Annotated in this window: 16 protein-coding genes; 8 read left to right on the forward strand and 8 right to left on the reverse strand. The window is 41.7% G+C overall.

Translation table 11 applies throughout. The features are described 5' to 3' along the window. Positions 1-32: 32 nt before the first annotated feature. Both GYY70_RS04760 and GYY70_RS04765 read left to right on the forward strand, forming a co-directional pair. Positions 33-1001, forward strand: coding sequence for a LysR family transcriptional regulator (locus GYY70_RS04760; RefSeq protein WP_084553962.1), 969 nt, complete (start codon positions 33-35; stop codon positions 999-1001). 191 nt (positions 1002-1192) lie between these two features. Next, positions 1193-2203 carry an aldo/keto reductase gene (locus tag GYY70_RS04765; protein ID WP_174831437.1) on the forward strand — a complete coding sequence of 337 codons (1011 nt, stop codon included), beginning with the start codon at positions 1193-1195 and terminating at the stop codon, positions 2201-2203. 73 nt (positions 2204-2276) lie between these two features. Here the strand turns inward: GYY70_RS04765 and GYY70_RS04770 are convergent, their stop codons facing one another. From GYY70_RS04770 to GYY70_RS04790, 5 genes are all read right to left on the reverse strand, one after another. Then, the gene (locus GYY70_RS04770) at positions 2277-3320 is read right to left on the reverse strand and encodes a zinc-dependent alcohol dehydrogenase family protein (protein WP_174831438.1); all 1044 of its coding nucleotides are present in this window, start codon (positions 3318-3320) and stop codon (positions 2277-2279) included. 456 nt (positions 3321-3776) lie between these two features. Then, on the reverse strand, positions 3777-4454 hold the full coding sequence (locus GYY70_RS04775) for a protein-L-isoaspartate(D-aspartate) O-methyltransferase (protein WP_025330257.1): 678 nt from the start codon (positions 4452-4454) through the stop codon (positions 3777-3779). Beyond that, entirely contained in the window at positions 4448-5200 is a 753-nt protein-coding gene (surE, locus tag GYY70_RS04780) for a 5'/3'-nucleotidase SurE (RefSeq protein ID WP_037393579.1), read from the reverse strand. The genes GYY70_RS04775 and surE overlap by 7 nt, the downstream gene beginning before the upstream one ends. 453 nt (positions 5201-5653) lie before the next feature. After that, on the reverse strand, positions 5654-6790 hold the full coding sequence (locus tag GYY70_RS04785; RefSeq protein WP_174831439.1) for a polyamine ABC transporter substrate-binding protein: 1137 nt from the start codon (positions 6788-6790) through the stop codon (positions 5654-5656). A 176-nt stretch (positions 6791-6966) separates the two neighbouring features. Continuing rightward, complete coding sequence (locus tag GYY70_RS04790; protein WP_174831440.1) at positions 6967-8544, reverse strand: inorganic phosphate transporter; 1578 nt, start codon at positions 8542-8544, stop codon at positions 6967-6969. Positions 8545-9204: 660 nt separating this feature from the next. On the opposite strand from GYY70_RS04790, the gene GYY70_RS04795 reads away from it, so the two are divergent. Next, entirely contained in the window at positions 9205-10848 is a 1644-nt protein-coding gene (locus GYY70_RS04795) for a lactate permease LctP family transporter (protein WP_174831441.1), read from the forward strand. Positions 10849-10919: 71 nt separating this feature from the next. Here GYY70_RS04795 and moaA read toward each other — a convergent pair whose 3' ends face one another. Continuing rightward, a complete protein-coding gene (gene moaA / locus GYY70_RS04800) occupies positions 10920-11894 on the reverse strand; it encodes a GTP 3',8-cyclase MoaA (RefSeq protein ID WP_174831442.1) in 975 nt (324 codons plus the stop codon). 187 nt (positions 11895-12081) lie between these two features. Between moaA and GYY70_RS04805 the strand changes: the two genes are divergently transcribed. The 4 genes from GYY70_RS04805 to glp are packed head-to-tail and all read left to right on the forward strand — an operon-like array spanning position 12082 to position 14582. Beyond that, entirely contained in the window at positions 12082-12330 is a 249-nt protein-coding gene (locus GYY70_RS04805; protein WP_174831443.1) for a MoaD/ThiS family protein, read from the forward strand. Between the two features lies 1 nt (position 12331). Continuing rightward, positions 12332-12793, forward strand: a complete 462-nt coding sequence (locus GYY70_RS04810) for a molybdenum cofactor biosynthesis protein MoaE (protein WP_174831444.1) — start codon at positions 12332-12334, stop codon at positions 12791-12793. Beyond that, entirely contained in the window at positions 12784-13395 is a 612-nt protein-coding gene (locus GYY70_RS04815) for a molybdenum cofactor guanylyltransferase (RefSeq protein WP_174831445.1), read from the forward strand. The genes GYY70_RS04810 and GYY70_RS04815 overlap by 10 nt, the downstream gene beginning before the upstream one ends. Further along, entirely contained in the window at positions 13392-14582 is a 1191-nt protein-coding gene (gene glp / locus GYY70_RS04820) for a gephyrin-like molybdotransferase Glp (RefSeq protein WP_174831446.1), read from the forward strand. Before GYY70_RS04815 ends, glp begins: the two co-directional genes overlap by 4 nt. A 204-nt stretch (positions 14583-14786) precedes the next feature. On the opposite strand, the gene GYY70_RS04825 is transcribed toward glp, so the two are convergent. Continuing rightward, a complete protein-coding gene (locus tag GYY70_RS04825; RefSeq protein ID WP_174831447.1) occupies positions 14787-15356 on the reverse strand; it encodes a TetR/AcrR family transcriptional regulator in 570 nt (189 codons plus the stop codon). A gap of 171 nt (positions 15357-15527) precedes the next feature. Then, positions 15528-16667, reverse strand: a complete 1140-nt coding sequence (locus GYY70_RS04830) for an MFS transporter (protein WP_174831448.1) — start codon at positions 16665-16667, stop codon at positions 15528-15530. Positions 16668-17235: 568 nt separating this feature from the next. Here GYY70_RS04830 and GYY70_RS04835 point away from each other — a divergent pair. After that, complete coding sequence (locus GYY70_RS04835) at positions 17236-18303, forward strand: saccharopine dehydrogenase (RefSeq protein ID WP_174831449.1); 1068 nt, start codon at positions 17236-17238, stop codon at positions 18301-18303. Positions 18304-18468 lie beyond the last annotated feature (165 nt).

Below are 18468 nucleotides of genomic sequence, written 5' to 3' on the forward strand. Positions count from 1 at the left end.
GAACGGATGCACAACAATGAATCAGGGGAAATATGTATAATCAATTACCTGCTCAGACAGAACATAATCTCGATAACTCAGCCATTTACAGTCGGCATCTGCCAACAGTCCGACAATTGCAATATTTTCTGGCAGTATGTGAAGAAGGCAATTTTCGCAAGGCTGCCAGCAGACTGGGTATTAGTCAGCCTCCGTTATCGATGCAAATCAAAGAGCTGGAAGAAAAGCTGCAAACTACTTTATTAGTACGTAATACCCGCTATGTAATGCTTACAGAACAGGGAAGACAATTCAGAGACAAAGCTAGAAACTGGCTGGAAGGCTTATCTCTGGCCATAACCAATGTTAATAATTATTCAACAGACAGAATAACTGTTGGCATAACTAAAATTCTGGGTTTTAATTTTATTCCGCTATTCAGCGAATTTATTAATAAATTCCAGCCAAACATCGATCTTTTGCAGCAGGACTACTCTTCAAAAGAGCTATTGGCTGAATTTAATAAAAGCAATATTGATCTGGTTATTATTTCAGATTATAAAAAAAATAATGATCAGGCAAATAGTTTATTAGTTTATCAGGAAAAACTGGTACTGGCCTTACCTGAAAACCACCCTGCCTGTTCACGGGATGAAATAGATTTAAATACAGTAACAGACTTACCTTTGTACTGGTGTAAACGATACCAGAATCCGGGATTGTATGATCAACTGCAAAAAGTCATCAGCAACTTAACTGCTTCTCTGGTTTTACAACCGAAATTACCTAATTTCTTAACCATGCTGATGGAAATTGCCATGGGCAGAGGCATGTTATTACTTCCGGCTTCTATGGCACAGGCACATATCCCGGGAGTGGTATATAAAAAATTAACTACTGAATATGAACAGCAACTATCAATCGATATACATCTGCTCTGGCATCAGCAGGCTGAAAATACTGTGACACAAACCATTATTGAGTATTTTAAGCACCATAATTCAGTTAATACACCATTGTGACATGTATATTTCCGGAAGGTTCAGAAGCTCAAATCATTGATATATTTTTTATATCAATGATTTTATATTTCTCTTAGCAAGGTTAATTAATTACTATCACTATCAGTAATTAACAATTATCTGACCGCAGTCGAATAAAAGCATTATTTGATTAAGCGTTTCAGATATAACTAATCTGAGGATAGAAAATAATGAGCCATTCTTTACCACAACGAAAACTTGGACAAAACATTACCGTATCTGCAATGGGCTATGGAGCAATGGGTCTGAGCGAATTTTATGGTGATATAGATACAGCACATGCCCGCACAATGATGCACAAAGTAATTGATAGCGGTGTTACGCTGATTGACACAGCAGATATGTATGGTCGTGGTGAAAACGAAAAACTGATCGGTTCGGTACTGAAAACTCTGCCTGCTTCAGTACGGGCACAGCTTACTATCGCAACCAAATGCGGTATTGATAGAAACAATACTTCCGGTTATAACCGCAGCATTAATAACCGCCCAGAATATATTAAACAATGCTGCGATGACTCTCTGGCCAGACTCGGCATTGAGCAGATCGATTTATTTTATATCCATCGTTTAGATCCTAATGCTGCAATTGAAGATACGATGCAAACTCTGGCAGAACTGGTACAGGCAGGGAAAATAGCCCATGTCGGTTTATGTGAAGTTTCTGCCCCTGTTTTGCAGCGTGCCCATGCAGTTCATCCGGTTGATGTGGTGCAAACAGAATATTCGCTGTGGACACGTCATATAGAAGATGATTCAGTGCTGCCATTACTGAAAGAATTGAATATCGGTCTTGTACCCTACTCACCTCTCGGGCGCGGTTTTCTGACCGGTAAAATTCAGAATAAAAATGAATTGGCTGAAAATGATTTCCGCCGTACCAACCCGCGTTTTCAGGATGATAATCTGGAACATAACAAACGTTTGCTTCAGGCATTAGAACCCATGACTGTTAAATATAATTGCACAATGGGTCAAATCGCACTGGCCTGGCTGCTCGCTCAATGGGAACATATTGTACCGATACCGGGAACCAAAAGTGAAAAATACCTGAATGAAAATAATCAGGCTTGCCAGTTAAAACTGGATACAGCAGATATTCAGACATTGAATGAGCTGAAAAATCATATCAATATTCAGGGAGAACGCTATACACCGGAAGGTATGAAAGGCATTTTCTGATCAGACCGGTAGAATAAGCTTTGCTGTTCATACAGATAACTCCCGCAGCTTGTTAAGCTGCGGGAGTTATCTATTATTCATGGCTGACAATAACTAATGATTTAATCGCCTGACGCTGATCCATAGCCTGATAGGCAGCCTGAATATCGGTTAAATCAAACCGATGGGTAAATACTTTCCCCGGCTGAATTTCTTCATTTAACACAGCTTGCAGTAATAAATTTTTATCATAAGTGGTGACACTGGCAATACCGCCGCGTAATCCAATATTCCGCCAGAAAACATCGCTGGTTTTAATTTCTGTGTCATGCTGTATACCAACACAACCAACAATTGCTCCGGGGCGGGCTACAGCAACTGCTGTTTGCAACGATTGCTGAGTTCCCACACATTCCAATACTGCATCAACACCAGCCTGCCGGGTAAGCGACAACACTTTTTCTACCGCTTCATCACCACGCTCAGGCACGATATCAGTTGCTCCAAACTCCTTTGCCAGTTTTGCCCGGTCAGGATGACGGCTCATCGCAATAATTCGTTCAGCGCCGCGCAGTTTCGCCGCGATGACTCCGCACAGCCCAACTGCTCCATCGCCCATCACCACTACCGTATCTCCCGGCTTTACTTCAGCACTGGCAGCAGCATGATAACCGGTAGCCATAACATCGGCCAAGGTAAGTAACGAATTTAAAACAGCATCTGAATAATCCTGCGGCTGACCGGGAATTTTCACCAAAGCCCAGTCTGCATTAGTAAAGCGCAGATATTCACCCTGATACCCGCCGTTGCGCTCATATTCTTTATTCTGACAATTACCATCAAAACCTGCCTTACAGGCAGCACAATGGCCACAACCATGCGTAAACGGTACAATAACAAAATCACCATTACGGACATGAGTTACTGCGCTGCCGGTAGCTTCAACAACACCAATAGCTTCATGGCCGACAATTCGTTCCGGCTCACAGGTACTGATTCCGCGATACCACCATAAATCAGAACCGCAAACACAGGCACGAACAATGCGAATAATGGCATCAGTAGGTTTCTGAATAACCGGCTTTTCCATTTCCCGTATAGCTACTTTTCCCGGTTCAACGAATACTGCTACTTTCATAGTTATTTTCCCAGATTACTGTGATTTACCTGTTTCTGACAGCCAAATCACTTTATATAACATAGTGAATCAGTACTATTCAGATTAAGCCGGAAGGAACCAAAGAATTTTTCCGGCTTTTTCTGTATTGTTTAGCAATAACTCTTTGCTATCATTAATTTTTTCATTAAAAAATACTAAGACAAGATTATTTTACGCTATTTACTGAGTTTTTCATCAGGCAATGCACAGTAGCAGCCGGTTTGGTTATAAGCCATATTATTTATTCGTTATTTCATAACGATAGCTATTTTTATACATTTAATGGTGTTCAGTTATTTGATACTGTGATCCCGTTTACTCTTTCAGGCTCTTCTGACAGTAAAGGGGATCAGTCAGTTTGACAGGCATTGTATCTATGCCTGGATTCAAGTGGTTACGTAAACCGGCAAAATAAAATGACAGAATGCCTTTGGTTTAATTATCATTTACCAATGGTACAAATAATGTCTGTTGCACACAGGTTTCCTGAAAACCTTCAGCAGTTTTGTCGATTACCCATAAAAACTGCACCCCGCCTTCATCCAAAGGTAAAACCATACGTCCGCCAATTGAAAGTTGCTGTAATAAAGGCAAAGGTACCTCTTTCGGCGCAGCTGTCAGTATAATGCCATCAAAAGGTGCTTCCTGCGGCAAACCCAGATAACCATCTCCACAGACCAGCCGTGCATGAGCCAGTAAACGTACTGCACGTAAATTCTGTTTGGCACGCTCATGTAACGGACGCAAACGCTCTATTGAGTAAATTTCACGTAAACCCAGTGCCTGTAAAATAGCTGTCTGATAACCGCAACCAGTACCGATTTCCAGTATCCGCAGATTATTTTGTATTGGCCGTCTGGCAAACAATAACTGCGTCATGACTGCGACCGTATATGGCTGGGAAATAGTTTGCCCTAAACCCAGCGGCAGAGACATATCATCATAAGCATGAGAGCGCAAAGCCTCTTCAACGAATACATGCCGGGGCACAGCAGACATAGCAGCCAATACTTCAGCACGGGTAATACCCATCTGTTTCAACCGCTCTACCATTCGTGCACGCCGGAATTCATATCCGGTCCAGCTTACGCCCTGTCCCACTTCTGTCACCATTGTATGTCGTGTAAAAATGTACTGACTGCACCCATTTGCTGATAATTAGTTAAGTCAAGCGATAATGGCGTAATGGTAATAAAACCTGCTTCGTTATCACTAAAATCAGTTTCCTGCCAGCGAGTATCAGCGGCACCTACGCCACCAATCCAATACAGGGTTTCGCCGCGAGGACTGCTATACGGCACGATACACTGGTCATGGTGTCGGCGCCCCAGTTTAGCCACACGATAGCCCTGCACTGATTCTGCTTTTACAGCCGGAATATTAACATTCCATAAAACCGGTTCAGCCGGCGGCTGTACACATACTTTTTCCAGAATAGTCATGACGGCTTTTTCAGCCGTTGCCCAATACTCACCGCTGCGATCATTAATTGAAAATGCCAGTGCGGGTATACCCATCAGAAAGGCTTCAGTAGCCGCAGCCACTGTACCGGAATACAGCACATCATCACCCATATTGGCACCATGATTAATGCCGGACAAAACCAAATCAGGTTTAAAGTCAGTCATGGTATGCATAGCTACATGGATACAGTCAGTTGGTGTGCCATTAACATAATAAAATCCGTTTGCGGCTTTTTTAATCGACAGAGGCCGGTTCAGAGTAAATGAATTGCTTACGCCGCTCTGATCACTTTCCGGAGCAACAACTCTTATTTCAGCAAATTTAGATGCTACCTGTGCCAGTAAAGCGATCCCATCTGATAAATAACCGTCATCATTACAAATTAAAATTTTCATAACCATCCAATTTAAAACTTTAAAACCTTTATTCTGCTAACGCTGCTGCCCTTTACACTTTTTATCCGGCCGTAAGCAGCCAGTCAGATTAAAGATTAAACGTAAAAATTTCAGAACAAATTTTTATTTTAAATGAATAAAAACCATTACTTCCGATAATGACTGATAATTTCATTGATTTACTATCTGCTATATGAAAATATGCTGATATTCACTCTCAAATTTTGTCTGACCTTCAACAATCAGAACTGGTGCTGTAGCCTCTGATTATAAGTGTTTACCCATATTCTGACAGCTAATATCTATAACGATTCTGTCATTACCAGCATACTACACCCTTACAAAGAGTGTTATGTTCCGATGATTCTCCAAGATAAACTAATCATCCTAAATAAAAAACGAACCGGAACGATTCGTTTTTTATTGAAACCTGCGTGCGCGTATATCAAACAGCTACTGCCCTGCTTTTACCTGTTGGAACAGGCGCACAGCCAGACGCACAGCATCCTGTGATTTCGGTGATACGATAAAACTCTTATCCAGTACTTCCTGAGTGGGAAATATGCTGGGGTCGCTACCAATTTCACTTCTCATCAGTGCTCGTGCCGGTTTGCTGGCTGGTGCAAAAGTCACATAATTACCGTTTTTCGCTGCAACTTTAGGTTCGAGTGTGTAATTGATGTATTTCAGAGCATTGGCTACATTCTGGGCATCTTTAGGAATCATAAACGAATCAACCCAGATTCCAACCCCTTCTTTCGGTGCCAGCACCTGTAAATGCACGCCACTTTTGGCATCCTCTGCACGTTTTTTAGCGATGTTTAAATCACCACCGTAACCGGTAGCCACACACAGATCACCGCGAGCCATATCATCAATATAGCCTGATGAGCTAAAACGTTTCACATCATTACGTACGGATTTAATCAGATTGGTTGCAGCACGGATATCATCCGGTTCACTGCTATTCGGGTCTTTACCTAAATAATGCAAAGCCAGCGGATACAGCTCTGTAGGGCTGTCAAACAGAGAAATACCGCAATTTTTCAGTTTATGTGTATATTCCGGATTAAATACCAGATCCCAGAGATTATCCGGTAATTTGCCATCAAGTGCTTTCTCTACCATAGCAGTATTGATACCGATAGTATTAATACCCCAGAAATAAGGCACTGCATATTTATTACCCGGATCTACCTTATCCATCATTTTCAACAGATTCGGGTCGATATTATTGTAATAGGACAGCTGGCTTTTATCTACCGGCCGGTAAGCACCGGCTTTAATTTCCCGGCCGACATTGGCAATGGATGGTACAACCAGATCATAGCCGGAACGACCAATCAGAATTTTGGCCTCCAATGTTTCGTTACTATCATAATAATCGTAACGAACCTTGACATTATTTTCTTTTTCAAAATTTTTTACTGTATCGGGATCAACATAGTCAGACCAGTTATAGATATTAAGCTGATCAGTTGGATTCATGACTCCGTTATTGGAAGCAGCATCTTTATTTGCTGTACCGGCATCCGAGCAGGCAACTATCAGCAAGCTTACGATAGCTGACAATACCAGTAATTTTTTCATACACGATTTCCAATTTGTATGCCCCGTTATAACGGGAGGAAGCAAGTATCTATGACGTGCACCAGCACAGCCACCACTAAACCGACATTAAACTGTGAAATACCGTACCATGCAAGAGCATTTGGCAAATTATTACAGAGTTTATAACCACTCAGAACACAAATAATAATACATACTCAGAAAATCATCCGAAAAAACCAGAATAAGCCTCCGGCCAGCAGAATGGAAACCGGCAGAGTAAGCACCCATGCCATCACCAGATTACGAATTGTGGATTTTTGTAGGCCACTTTTATTGGCAGCCATCGTACCGGCTATACCGGAAGTCAGTACATGTGTTGTGCTTACTGGCAGACCAAAGCGATCAGCAGCAAAAATCAGCGCGGCCGTTACCAATTCCGCAGAAGCACCCTGTGCATAGGACAAATGGGTTTTGCCGATTTTTTCACCCACTGTTACCACAATCCGTTTCCAGCCAACCAGGGTACCCAGTCCGAGTGCCAGTGCAACCAGTACCTTTACCCAAACCGGAATATACTTAGTGGCATGATCAATTGACGTATGATATGTCTTTAAACTATCCATCTGTACCTGATTAAGACTGTATTGATGAACCAGGGCATTTTTTTGCAACAAGGTCATTGATTCAGACACCAGATACATATCGTTGCGGATATTACCTACCTGTTCAGGCGGTAAATTACGCAGACTGTCGCTTTTACTCACATCATGCGCCACAATTTCTACCAACTGAGCCAGTGCGTCCAGTTGTTCCGGCGTACCCTGTTTATTTTCCACTAAAGCTGTGACCTGTGCCCGCACATCTGTACCTTGTTGCAACACAAAGCCCGGTGGCAGCAAATCATGGATGGTTTTCTGTGCAGCCACTGAATGAGCTGAAAATTTTGCCCATTCTTCCTTGGGTACAGTATGGTTAAGAGCATACGCCATGGGCACGGTACCAATCAGAATCAGCATAATCAGACCCATACCCTTTTGTCCGTCATTTGAGCCATGGGCAAAACTTACTGTAGTACAGGTAAAAATCAGCAGCAGACGAATTGGCCAGGGTGGTGGCATATCATTTTCCGGTGCTTTATATAAAGCAGGGATACGCAATAATTTTTTAGACAGAATTAACAGCAAAGCAGCCAGCATAAAACCGAGTAACGGCGAAAATAATAACGATTCACCAACATTAATTACCTGATTCCAGCTTACACCGCTGGTTCCCTGATGTGCCGACATCAGCTGATTAGCCACCCCCACACCGATGATTGAACCAATCAGAGTATGCGAGCTGGAAGCTGGTAAGCCAAGCCACCATGTGCTCAGATTCCAGATAATGGCTGCTGAGAGCAAAGCAAAAATCATCGCGTAGCCAACATCACTGCCCATATGCAGAATCAGCTCCACCGGCAGTAAAGAAATCACACCATAAGCCACGGCACCGGTAGAGAGCATCACCCCGAGAAAATTGAACGTTCCGGACCAGATTACCGCAGTATTGGGTTTAAGCGAACGTGTATAGATAACACTGGCCACTGCATTAGCGGTGTCATGAAAACCATTCACAAACTCAAACGCCAGCGCAATCAGAAGTGCTACTGTTAATAAGGCATATACCAACAATGAAGAAGTGGGAATTCCCTGCAAATCATGATAAATACAAACGCCGGCATAGGCCAGACCACCCATTAGTATCAGCAGGAATAAAATTTTACTTACTTTACTGGTTTTACTAGATGCAGACATAATTGCCCCAGACGACGAAGCCGCAGACGAAGCAGACACAGCTTTCTCCCTAATGTTAGGAATTACCCTGACTTATTGTAAAAGACCAACATGACAACTTTGTGACAAACACAATTTTATTGCCAATGCCGGAATTCTCCTTATGACCCAAATTTGGCTGATAAAAGACAATCGGTATACAAACAGCTGCATTTCTGCGCCAGCACAACATTCATATTATTCTTGCCGTACAGTAATCAATTACTGTACATCTATTATTCTGCTGTATCAGTATACAGACAGTAATTAAACTCTGCTATCACTAGCATACATAAAATTAACAATATAGTTATAAATCACCCGACCAAACAAGGCAATAATTAAAAATAATCTGTTTTCTCAGACACTAAAATCAGACAAAGTAAACAATTAATATATTATCATCCTAAATTTATCTTCTGATTGAGCAGAAAAAAGAATTATTCAGCCGCATCGGCCTTAATTACAAAGATTAAAATATAATATACAAACATTGACGTTAACATTTTTATTTTTTAAAGTAACAGCCTGCAATGCATCATGTGTTAGTTAGCATTAAAAAATTAATAGTACTCAGCATTTTCAAAAACGCACATACCAATCAACTTATCACACACAGACTCATACATTGAGGAGAAATATATGCACCAATGGGTACAAAGTTACTCGGCATTAGGCAACAGCATTTATCTCACATTGCTGGCAGCCCTTTTACCTATCATATTTTTTTTTGCAGCACTCACCGTTTTGCGCATGAAAGGCCACGTTGCCGGAGCCATTACGCTGATTCTGTCAATTATCGTGGCCGTTGCCGCATATAAAATGCCGGTTGCTCTCGCCCTTTCCTCAGCCTTGTATGGTTTCTTTTATGGTCTGTGGCCAATTGCCTGGATTATTATTACCGCAGTTTTTCTCTATAATCTTACGGTTAAAAGCGGACAGTTTGACATCATTCGCTCATCTATTCTGTCCATTACTAAAGATCAGCGTTTGCAATTGCTGCTGATTGGTTTTTGCTTTGGTTCTTTTCTGGAAGGTGCAGCCGGATTTGGTGCACCTGTTGCCATCAGTGCAGCACTACTCGTAGGTCTTGGTTTTAAACCATTATATGCAGCCGGACTGTGTCTGATTGCCGATACTGCACCAGTAGCATTCGGCGCACTGGGCATTCCGATTCTGGTTGGCGGACAAGTATCAGGTATTGACCCATTTCATATCGGCCAGCTTGCCGGCCGGCAGTTACCTATGATGTCTGTCGTTATTCCGTTTTATCTGATATTTATCATGGACGGGATGCGCGGTATTCGTCAAACATGGCCTGCTCTGCTGGTTTCCGGTGTTTCTTTTGCCGTTACCCAGTTCATCACAGCCAATTTTATCGGGCCTGAATTGCCGGATGTTACATCTGCCCTGGTTAGTATGGTGTGTCTGGCGCTGTTTCTTCGATTCTGGCAGCCGAAACAGATATTTACGTTCAGCGGCATGCAGCAGCCTGAAAAACAACGCAGTACTTCAGAATACTGCGTCAAACAAATTGCCCTGGCCTGGTCGCCTTTCATTATTCTGACCGTTTGTGTTGCAGTCTGGACAATCAAACCACTGCAAGAATGGTTTAACTCATTCAGCCTGATTAAAATTCAATGGCCGTGGCTTGATAATCTGGTGATTAAAACCGCACCTATCGTAACGGAAAACACCCCTATCGCAGCCGAATTTAAACTTAATCTGTTAGGAGCAGTGGGCACATCCATACTGCTGGCTGCTATTATTTCCATATTGCTATTAAAAATAAAACCACGTCTGGCTGTCGACACATTCAAACATACTCTGTACGACTTACGCTATCCGGTACTGTCTATCGGATTAGTACTGGCTTTTGCATACGTGGTTAATTATTCCGGTCTTTCCTCCACACTGGCTCTGGCGCTGGCTGATACCGGCAAAGCATTTCCGTTTTTCTCACCATTCCTAGGCTGGGTAGGCGTTTTCCTCACCGGTTCAGACACTTCTGCCAATGCTCTGTTTGGCGCCCTGCAGGCTAATACTGCTATGCAGGTCGGTATGGATCCGGTACTGGCTGTAGCAGTTAACTCAGTTGGTGGTGTAACCGGTAAAATGATTTCACCACAGTCTATTGCCATTGCCTGTGCTGCTGTGGGTCTGGCCGGTAAAGAATCAGATCTGTTCCGCTTTACCGTACGTCATAGCCTGCTTTTCTGTGTAATCGCCGGCTTATTTACCGTCGTACAAACTTATCTGTTACCGTGGACACTCATCCTGTTCTGATTTAGTTCTAAAACAAAAGCCCGCTTTCCTGAGCGGGCTTTTGTTATCCGGTAACAGCAATAACCAGAATACTAACCACCGGTTTTGGCCATAATGCGCACAATTTTATCCGGTTTTTCATTGAATTCATGTTTTTCCGGTTTTAAATCCACTGCCTGCTGAATTGCCTGCTCCAGCAGAGCATCAGAACAATTTGCCATTAATAAAGGTTTTAATGCCATACTCTGTTCCTGCCCCAGACACAAATACAATGTCCCATCAACAGACATACGTACCCGGTTACAGGTGGCACAGAAATGCTGGGAACGTGGCGTAATCAGTCCTAAAGTAAATCGGCCATCCGCACTTTCCCAGTATTTAGCCGGCCCGCCTCCATAGACACGTTTACTTTCACGTAACTGATATTTCGGGCGCAGATTTTCAATCAGTTCCAGTAAATTAAAATAATCCAGTCCGCGGGCGCTTACCCCCATCGGCATTACTTCAATCAGGCGCAGAATAAAGCCATTGGCAATACAGAACGCCACCATATCCTCTATATCACCGGTATTAACCCCCGGCAGCGGTACCATATTAATTTTAATCTGCTCAAAGCCTGCATCGCGTGCCGCCTGAAGACTATTTATTACCTTATCAAAGCTATCCTTACCGGAAATCTCCTGTACACATTCACGCCGCAGTGAATCCAGACTCACATTCAGCCGGTTTAGTCCAGCTTTGCGTAAATCATAGGCAAACCTGTCCAGTTGCGTGCCATTGGTGGTTAACGACAAATCTGAAACCCCGGGCAATGCCGCCAGCCGTGCAACCAGATCGGGCAGATTTTTGCGCAATAGCGGTTCGCCGCCGGTTAAACGGAAACGTGACACGCCCATACGGGCAAATGCACCGGCAACACGCTCAATCTCAGCAAACGACAGCCAGTTGACCGGTTTTTCAAACTCTGTGAATCCCTGCGGAATACAATAAGTACAGCGCAAATCACATTTATCCGTTACCGAAATTCGTAAATAATCAATACGTCTGTTGAAGCGGTCAATCAGCATGAGATAGGTAAAAGCCTGTTATCAGAAAAAAATTTCAGAATAAGGCAAATGATTGGAATAATTAAGAAAAGAACGGCATTTTATCCTAAATTATTACTTAAATCCAATAGCATTGGCAGCAGCTATCTGCCACAAAAAGAAAAAACACGGCATAATAACCGATTATTGGTTTAACTATGTCTTTATCATGATTACGGTTATTTATCTGGCACGCTTTGCCGAAGAACTGGGCATGGCACAGGAAGTGCTTGCATGCAGTTTTGATGACAGCAATACCCTGCTCGCCTATCTGCGGCAGCGCGGAATACCGTTCTCCGAGGTACTGGCCGAGGGAAAAGTATATAAAATTGCTGTAAATAATATTATTCAGCATGGCAACACAGCCATTAGAGACGGAGACAGCATCGCACTGCTACCACCAGTAACCGGAGGTTAAAATGCAGACACGCATACAAATACAGACAGAAGACTTCAACCTCAGTCATGAACTGGCACTGGCTGAAAAAATTGCGCCGGATTGCGGAGCTGTAGTCAGTTTTATTGGTAAAGTGCGCGGCAACGATAACCCGCAGCAACCACTGAGTCATCTGTATCTCACTCATATGCCGGAAGTAACCGAGCATGAAATCAGCAAAATCATCACCCGTGCCAGCGAACGCTGGTCTTTACCCTACGCCTGCGTCATTCATCGTGTGGGTGAATTACCAGTAGGTGCACAAATAGTACTGGTACTTACTGCCAGCGGCCATCGCGAACATGCTTATCAGGCCAATCATTTTATTATGGACTACCTCAAAACCGAAGCACCATTCTGGAAAAAAGAATGTTTTGCCAATGGTCAGCAGCACTGGGTAGAAATGAAACATACAGACCGGCTACGCACAAAATCATGGGAATAAATGCAAAGCTCGGGCTGATTATTCTGGCCGGCGGACTCGGTACCCGTGTAGGTGGTGCCAATAAAGCCCTGCTGACACTAAATGGTCAGCCATTGCTGGAACATCTTCTGCATCAGCTTGGTCACTGCAGCGAGCACATTATTATCAGTGCCAACCGGGATATTGCCCGAATAGAAAAATACGGCTATCCCGTATATTCTGATCTGCCGGCCTATAGCGGGATGGGACCACTTGCCGGTATCATCAGTGCTGCACAACATTTACCGGAAGCTATTGAATATCTGCAAATAGTACCGTGTGACCTGCCATTACTCAACACCGATATCATTGCCGGTTTATATCAGAAACTATCCGGCCAGCCTGAACTTGACATTGTTTGCGCCGCAGATTCTTTCACTCTGCACCCCGTCGTTTGTCAGATGCGGCGCCGTCACTTACAGCATATCCGGCAACAGCTTAACAGCACTGGCAAACACAGTGTCCGCTCCGTCATTCTGCCATACCGGCATGCTATCGTTACCTTTGCCGACAGTATTCCGTTTACCAACTATAACAGCAGCGCAATGTTTACCAGCATGCGCAGCGGAGAAACAACCTTATGATGGATTTTTATCAAGGGCAGGAAGCCCTGTTGCAACAGGCAAGCCGCATAGTCGAAACTGAAACCGTACCGCTTAATCAGGCTGCCGGGCGTATTCTCGCCCAAAGCATTATAGCTACTACAGACTCTCCCGCATTCGACAACAGCGCTATGGACGGCTATGCGATATGCGGACTCGATTGCTCTGAATGGCAACTAACCGATACAGCCGCAGCAGGAGATACACGACAGCTAACCCTGCAACACGGTCAGGCTATGCGTATCTACACTGGTGCCGGAATTCCGGTCAATACTGATGCAGTAATTATGCAGGAGAACACCTGCGTTGAAGGACTCACCCTCAGCTGCACCAGCACACCCGTTGCCAATGAAAATATTCGCCGTCAGGGCGAAGAGCTGAAACAAGGGGCAACTTTACTGGAAAAAGGTGCATTACTTAATGCTCAGGCAATCGGACTGACCGCCTCACAGGGATTCAGCGAACTACAGGTTTACCAAAAACTGCGTGTAAGCGTATTTACCACCGGTGATGAACTGGTAAGCGGCAATAGCCAGTTACAGCAACATCAGATATATGATAGTAACCGCCCCATGTTGCTGGCCTGTCTTCAAACTTACACATTTATTGAAATCATTGACGGCGGTATTCTGCCTGATAATCTCGATATCATCACCGAAACCCTTTCCAAAGCCGCCACCAGCAGCCACAGCATTATTATTTCCGGTGGTGCTTCTGTAGGTGATCGTGATCTGGTTAAACCGGCACTGCAACAATTAGGCAGTATAGAACACTGGAAACTGGCGATAAAACCGGGTAAACCCTTTGGCTGGGGTTGTATCGGTGAATGTCGCGTCATGCTTCTGCCCGGCAATCCGGTAGCCAGCTTTGTTACCTTCAAACTGCTTGGACTACCGGCACTGCAAACAGCCGCCGGGCGCCATATTCTGCAAGCACTACCCGAATGCTATCAGGCCAAAGCTGCATTCAGCATAACCCCGAACCGGCAAAAACGACGTGAATTCCTGCGTGGAAGCTTACGCTTTACCAATAATGGTCCGGAGGTTATTCCATTAAATAAACAGGGTTCACATATGCTTTCCGGTTGCGTGAATGCACAGGTATTAATCGATATTCCCGCACAAACTGATATTCAGCAGGGACAGTGGCTGACAGTTTATCCGATATAAAAAATAAATTATTCAGCAAAAATAAGGCCGGAAAAAGCAAGAGAGCTTTTTCCGGCTTTCATATAATCAGGATTTTTCTGATTTTATTATCTGATTAGCCAAATTATCTGATAACCCGAGCAGAATTTCAATTTGCTAATGGCCGACTATATTTGGTTTAAATTACTGCTCAATTTGTTTTTATAAATATATTGCGCATCGTGATCAGGTGCTGCTGATAATCAGATTAATCGTATGCAGTAAATCTGCCTTAATTTTATCCAACTCAATACCCGAGCGTTTTTTACCCGCGACCACCCATACGCCTTCGAGCAAGCTAACAATGATTAATGCGCGTCGCTGTATTTCATCATTATTGAGTAAAGTATTCTGTGATTGGACGAAACAAGCTATTTTTTTTAAATATTCCTGATAAAACAAATCAATAGCATGATGAGCTTCTGTTGTTCGTTCAGATAGTGCCCAGATTTCCCACATTAACTGACAATTGTAAACATCATCAAGTTCTGAGCAAATGATATCTATCAGTACACTCATCGTTTCAGCATCACTTTTTAGCGCAAGATTTATTTTCCGCTCAACCAGTAGCAGCATATTTTCAACCAGCGCGCTAAAGAGTTTTTCCAGCGTAGGGAAATAATATTGCAGATTACTTAACCGTATTCCCATTTCATCTGCCACTATCCGCATACTGAAATTCACCCCGCCCCGTGTCGCCAGCAACCGCGCGGCAGTAGTCAGTATTTGTTCTTTTTTTGGAGATAATTTAACCATCAATGTGATAAGTTTACTAAAATTCGATAGAAACAGTTATGTTATTAGAATAAATAAAACGATAAATTCAAAATTCACTCATGGATTGACTATTAAAGAATTCAATGTAACCACACAGACATCTATCATTACATTGTTACTAGAATCCAATTCTAGTTGAATAAATTAATTTTAAACATCCTTGCTACACATAGAAATAAAAAGCGGAACCGCAATTAAACAAAGAAATAATAAAAATAGCATTTGATATTCAGAAACATCTAATACCAGACTTCCCAGATAAGTACCAATCCCCCCTCCGCCAAAAATGGCGACACCAATTATACCTGATGATAGACCTTTATCATTTAACGCAAGCTCAAGAGCTCTACTCGCAAGAATTGATTGAACTAAAATATATCCCATTCCAAGAAACATTGTTGCGAAATAAGTCAGAAGTATGTTATGGCACATGAGCAGAAGTAACGAGATTGCCGAACAGGAAAACCCTGATATTAATACTTTCCTATTTGCAATATTTTTCAAAAAAAATCTATTAAGAAACCCCGTCATAAAGCAAATAATACCAAATAACATAAGACCAATACCGACATATCTATAATCAACACTAAGAGAAGTTGAAAAATAAGCACCAATATAAGAATATGTCCCAAGCACAATAAAACCATTACAGAATGCAAGAAAGTAAATTTTACGTAATGTATTCTGTGCTAGTAATGAACAAATAGCTTTGATAAATGCCGATTTTTTTGTATTTATATAGCCACTTGAAGGTAAGCAAAAGATGGAAAAAAATGACAATAAGGATAATATTGAAAATAATATAAATATATTTCTCCAATTGCTTATTTCAATTAACCACCCACCAACTGCTGAACTTAATCCCTGGCCTAAAAATATTAAACCAAGAAAAATTCCAACAAATTTAGTTAAAATTTCTTTTTCGTATAGCTCTCCTAAAATCCCTAATGAAACTGCAATAATCCCTGCTGCAAATAACCCTGTGATAAATCGACATACAGTAAGTAGAGCAATATTGGGCGCTATCGAACACAATAGAGTGGAGATTGATAAGCAAAGCATGAGTAGTAATAGTATTTTTTTTCTACCATACCGATCGCTATAATAACCATAGACAGGTTGAAGTACCCCATATGGAATTAAATAGGCAGTTAAAACTATACTTACTTGAGAAATTGAAATACCGAAATCTTCAGATATGTCAGGTAAAAGAAGTGAAGCAACCCAATTATCTGCGGCAGAGATAAAACCAGCAAATCCGACTAAAACAAGAACAAAATAATTTTTCATAAATTTATAATCGAATCCAGTTTATTTGATAATTTCATATTTAAAATAATTAGTAAACTAAATATTAATACGTATATTAACAACAAATCTTTCAACGATCCCCTTGTCAGTCATTTATAATTAACTTTATAGGATCAACATATTTAAAGCTCTAATCAAACTTTCTGAAAATGTGTGTACACTATTAGCATTACAAAGGTCATGCTGATATAAAATATCAATATAAACATTTGAATTGAACGGCTCAATATTAACTCTAACACCATGTACATTACCAGGATTACTACTTGAACCAAGCCATAACTTGGTATTTTCGAGATTTTAAAAATCATTCGTGGAGGAACCTAAACTAATATGATTATTCATAATCATATTAGGATAAATAATTTCAAAATCATCCGGTAAATTCATTTCTAAAAGATGTGGTAATGGCCTGACAAAAAATGAGTTAAGTTTATCTTTTTTAATATCTGAAATACATTATGATTTTTATAAATAGGTCAATTGACCAAAAATAAATTATTTAGTATATTATTTTAGGTCAATCAACCTAAAATAGAAAGTCTGCATGAACAATCGGCTGTCAGTATTATTAATCGGTGGCTATGGTGTAGTAGGCAAACAAGTAGCGGCACTGTTAAATCAATATTATCCGGATGTACATATTATTATTGGCGGGCGCAATATACATACTTCAACTGCATTTGCCAGTACCTTATCCAGAGCATCTGCAATACAATTCGATATTAATACACCACAGCTTCCAGACAATATCCGACCCCAATTAATCGTAACCCTGGCCAATGATCCCGATAACCGCGTACTGCATTTTGCCATCAAAAATCAGATTGCCTATCTTGATATCACCCGCTGGACGGATAAATTAAAAACAGCGATTACCTATACCCATACATTCGACCAGTTGCATGCTCCCATAGTATTTTCTTCCACATGGATGGCTGGTGTAGCTGCCAGCCTGATACTCCGGCACACACTTAAATTCAAGCAGATAAACAGCATAGATATTAATATTCTCTATTCTATGCAAGATAACTCAGGAATCAATTCTGTAGATTATATGGACAGAATGCTGATTCCTTTTGAAGTCATCGCCGAAGGACACACTCAAAGCTGTATGCCATTTTCAGACAGCAGGCTGGTCAGCTTTACAGATAAAAAACGTTTTCGGGTTTATCGCTTTGATACACCTGATCAGTTAACCTTGCCAATGTTAACCCAAGCCAGATCAGTATCCACACGAATTGGTTTTAACAGCAATATAACCAACCGCCTTTTCTATGTATTAATTCATAGTGGCTTCTGGCGTTTAATCTCAACGCAACGTTTTAAAACATTTCGCCAGAAACTGCTATACAATCCGGGTAAAGGTGATGAGCACCGCATTTTAATCAATTTCACAGGCACAGATTCGGCCAACCAGCCAGCTCAATCCATCTTATCCATTACAGATCCTAAAGGTCAGTCCCATCTCACCGCTATTGGTGCATTTAACCAGATACATTCGATACTCACTCAGCAATTATCTAATCGGGTTTACTTCGGCGAAACACTACCGGATATGAATATTGCAACCAATATACTTAAAAAAGAAGGCGTGAAAATCGATTTCAACTAATATTTATCTGAAGCTTATCAAAGTCTTCAGACAATAAATTCTGAAATATTTTAATTAAACAAAAGATTATGATTTATTAATCAGCACATGAAATGATTAATAAATCATTTCAACTAAGATTTTTTTAATAACTGATACAGCAGATAGTACGAGCTTATCATAAGC

Origin of the sequence: Snodgrassella sp. ESL0324 (genome assembly GCF_013344955.1) — a bacterium.
Lineage (GTDB): Bacteria > Pseudomonadota > Gammaproteobacteria > Burkholderiales > Neisseriaceae > Snodgrassella > Snodgrassella alvi.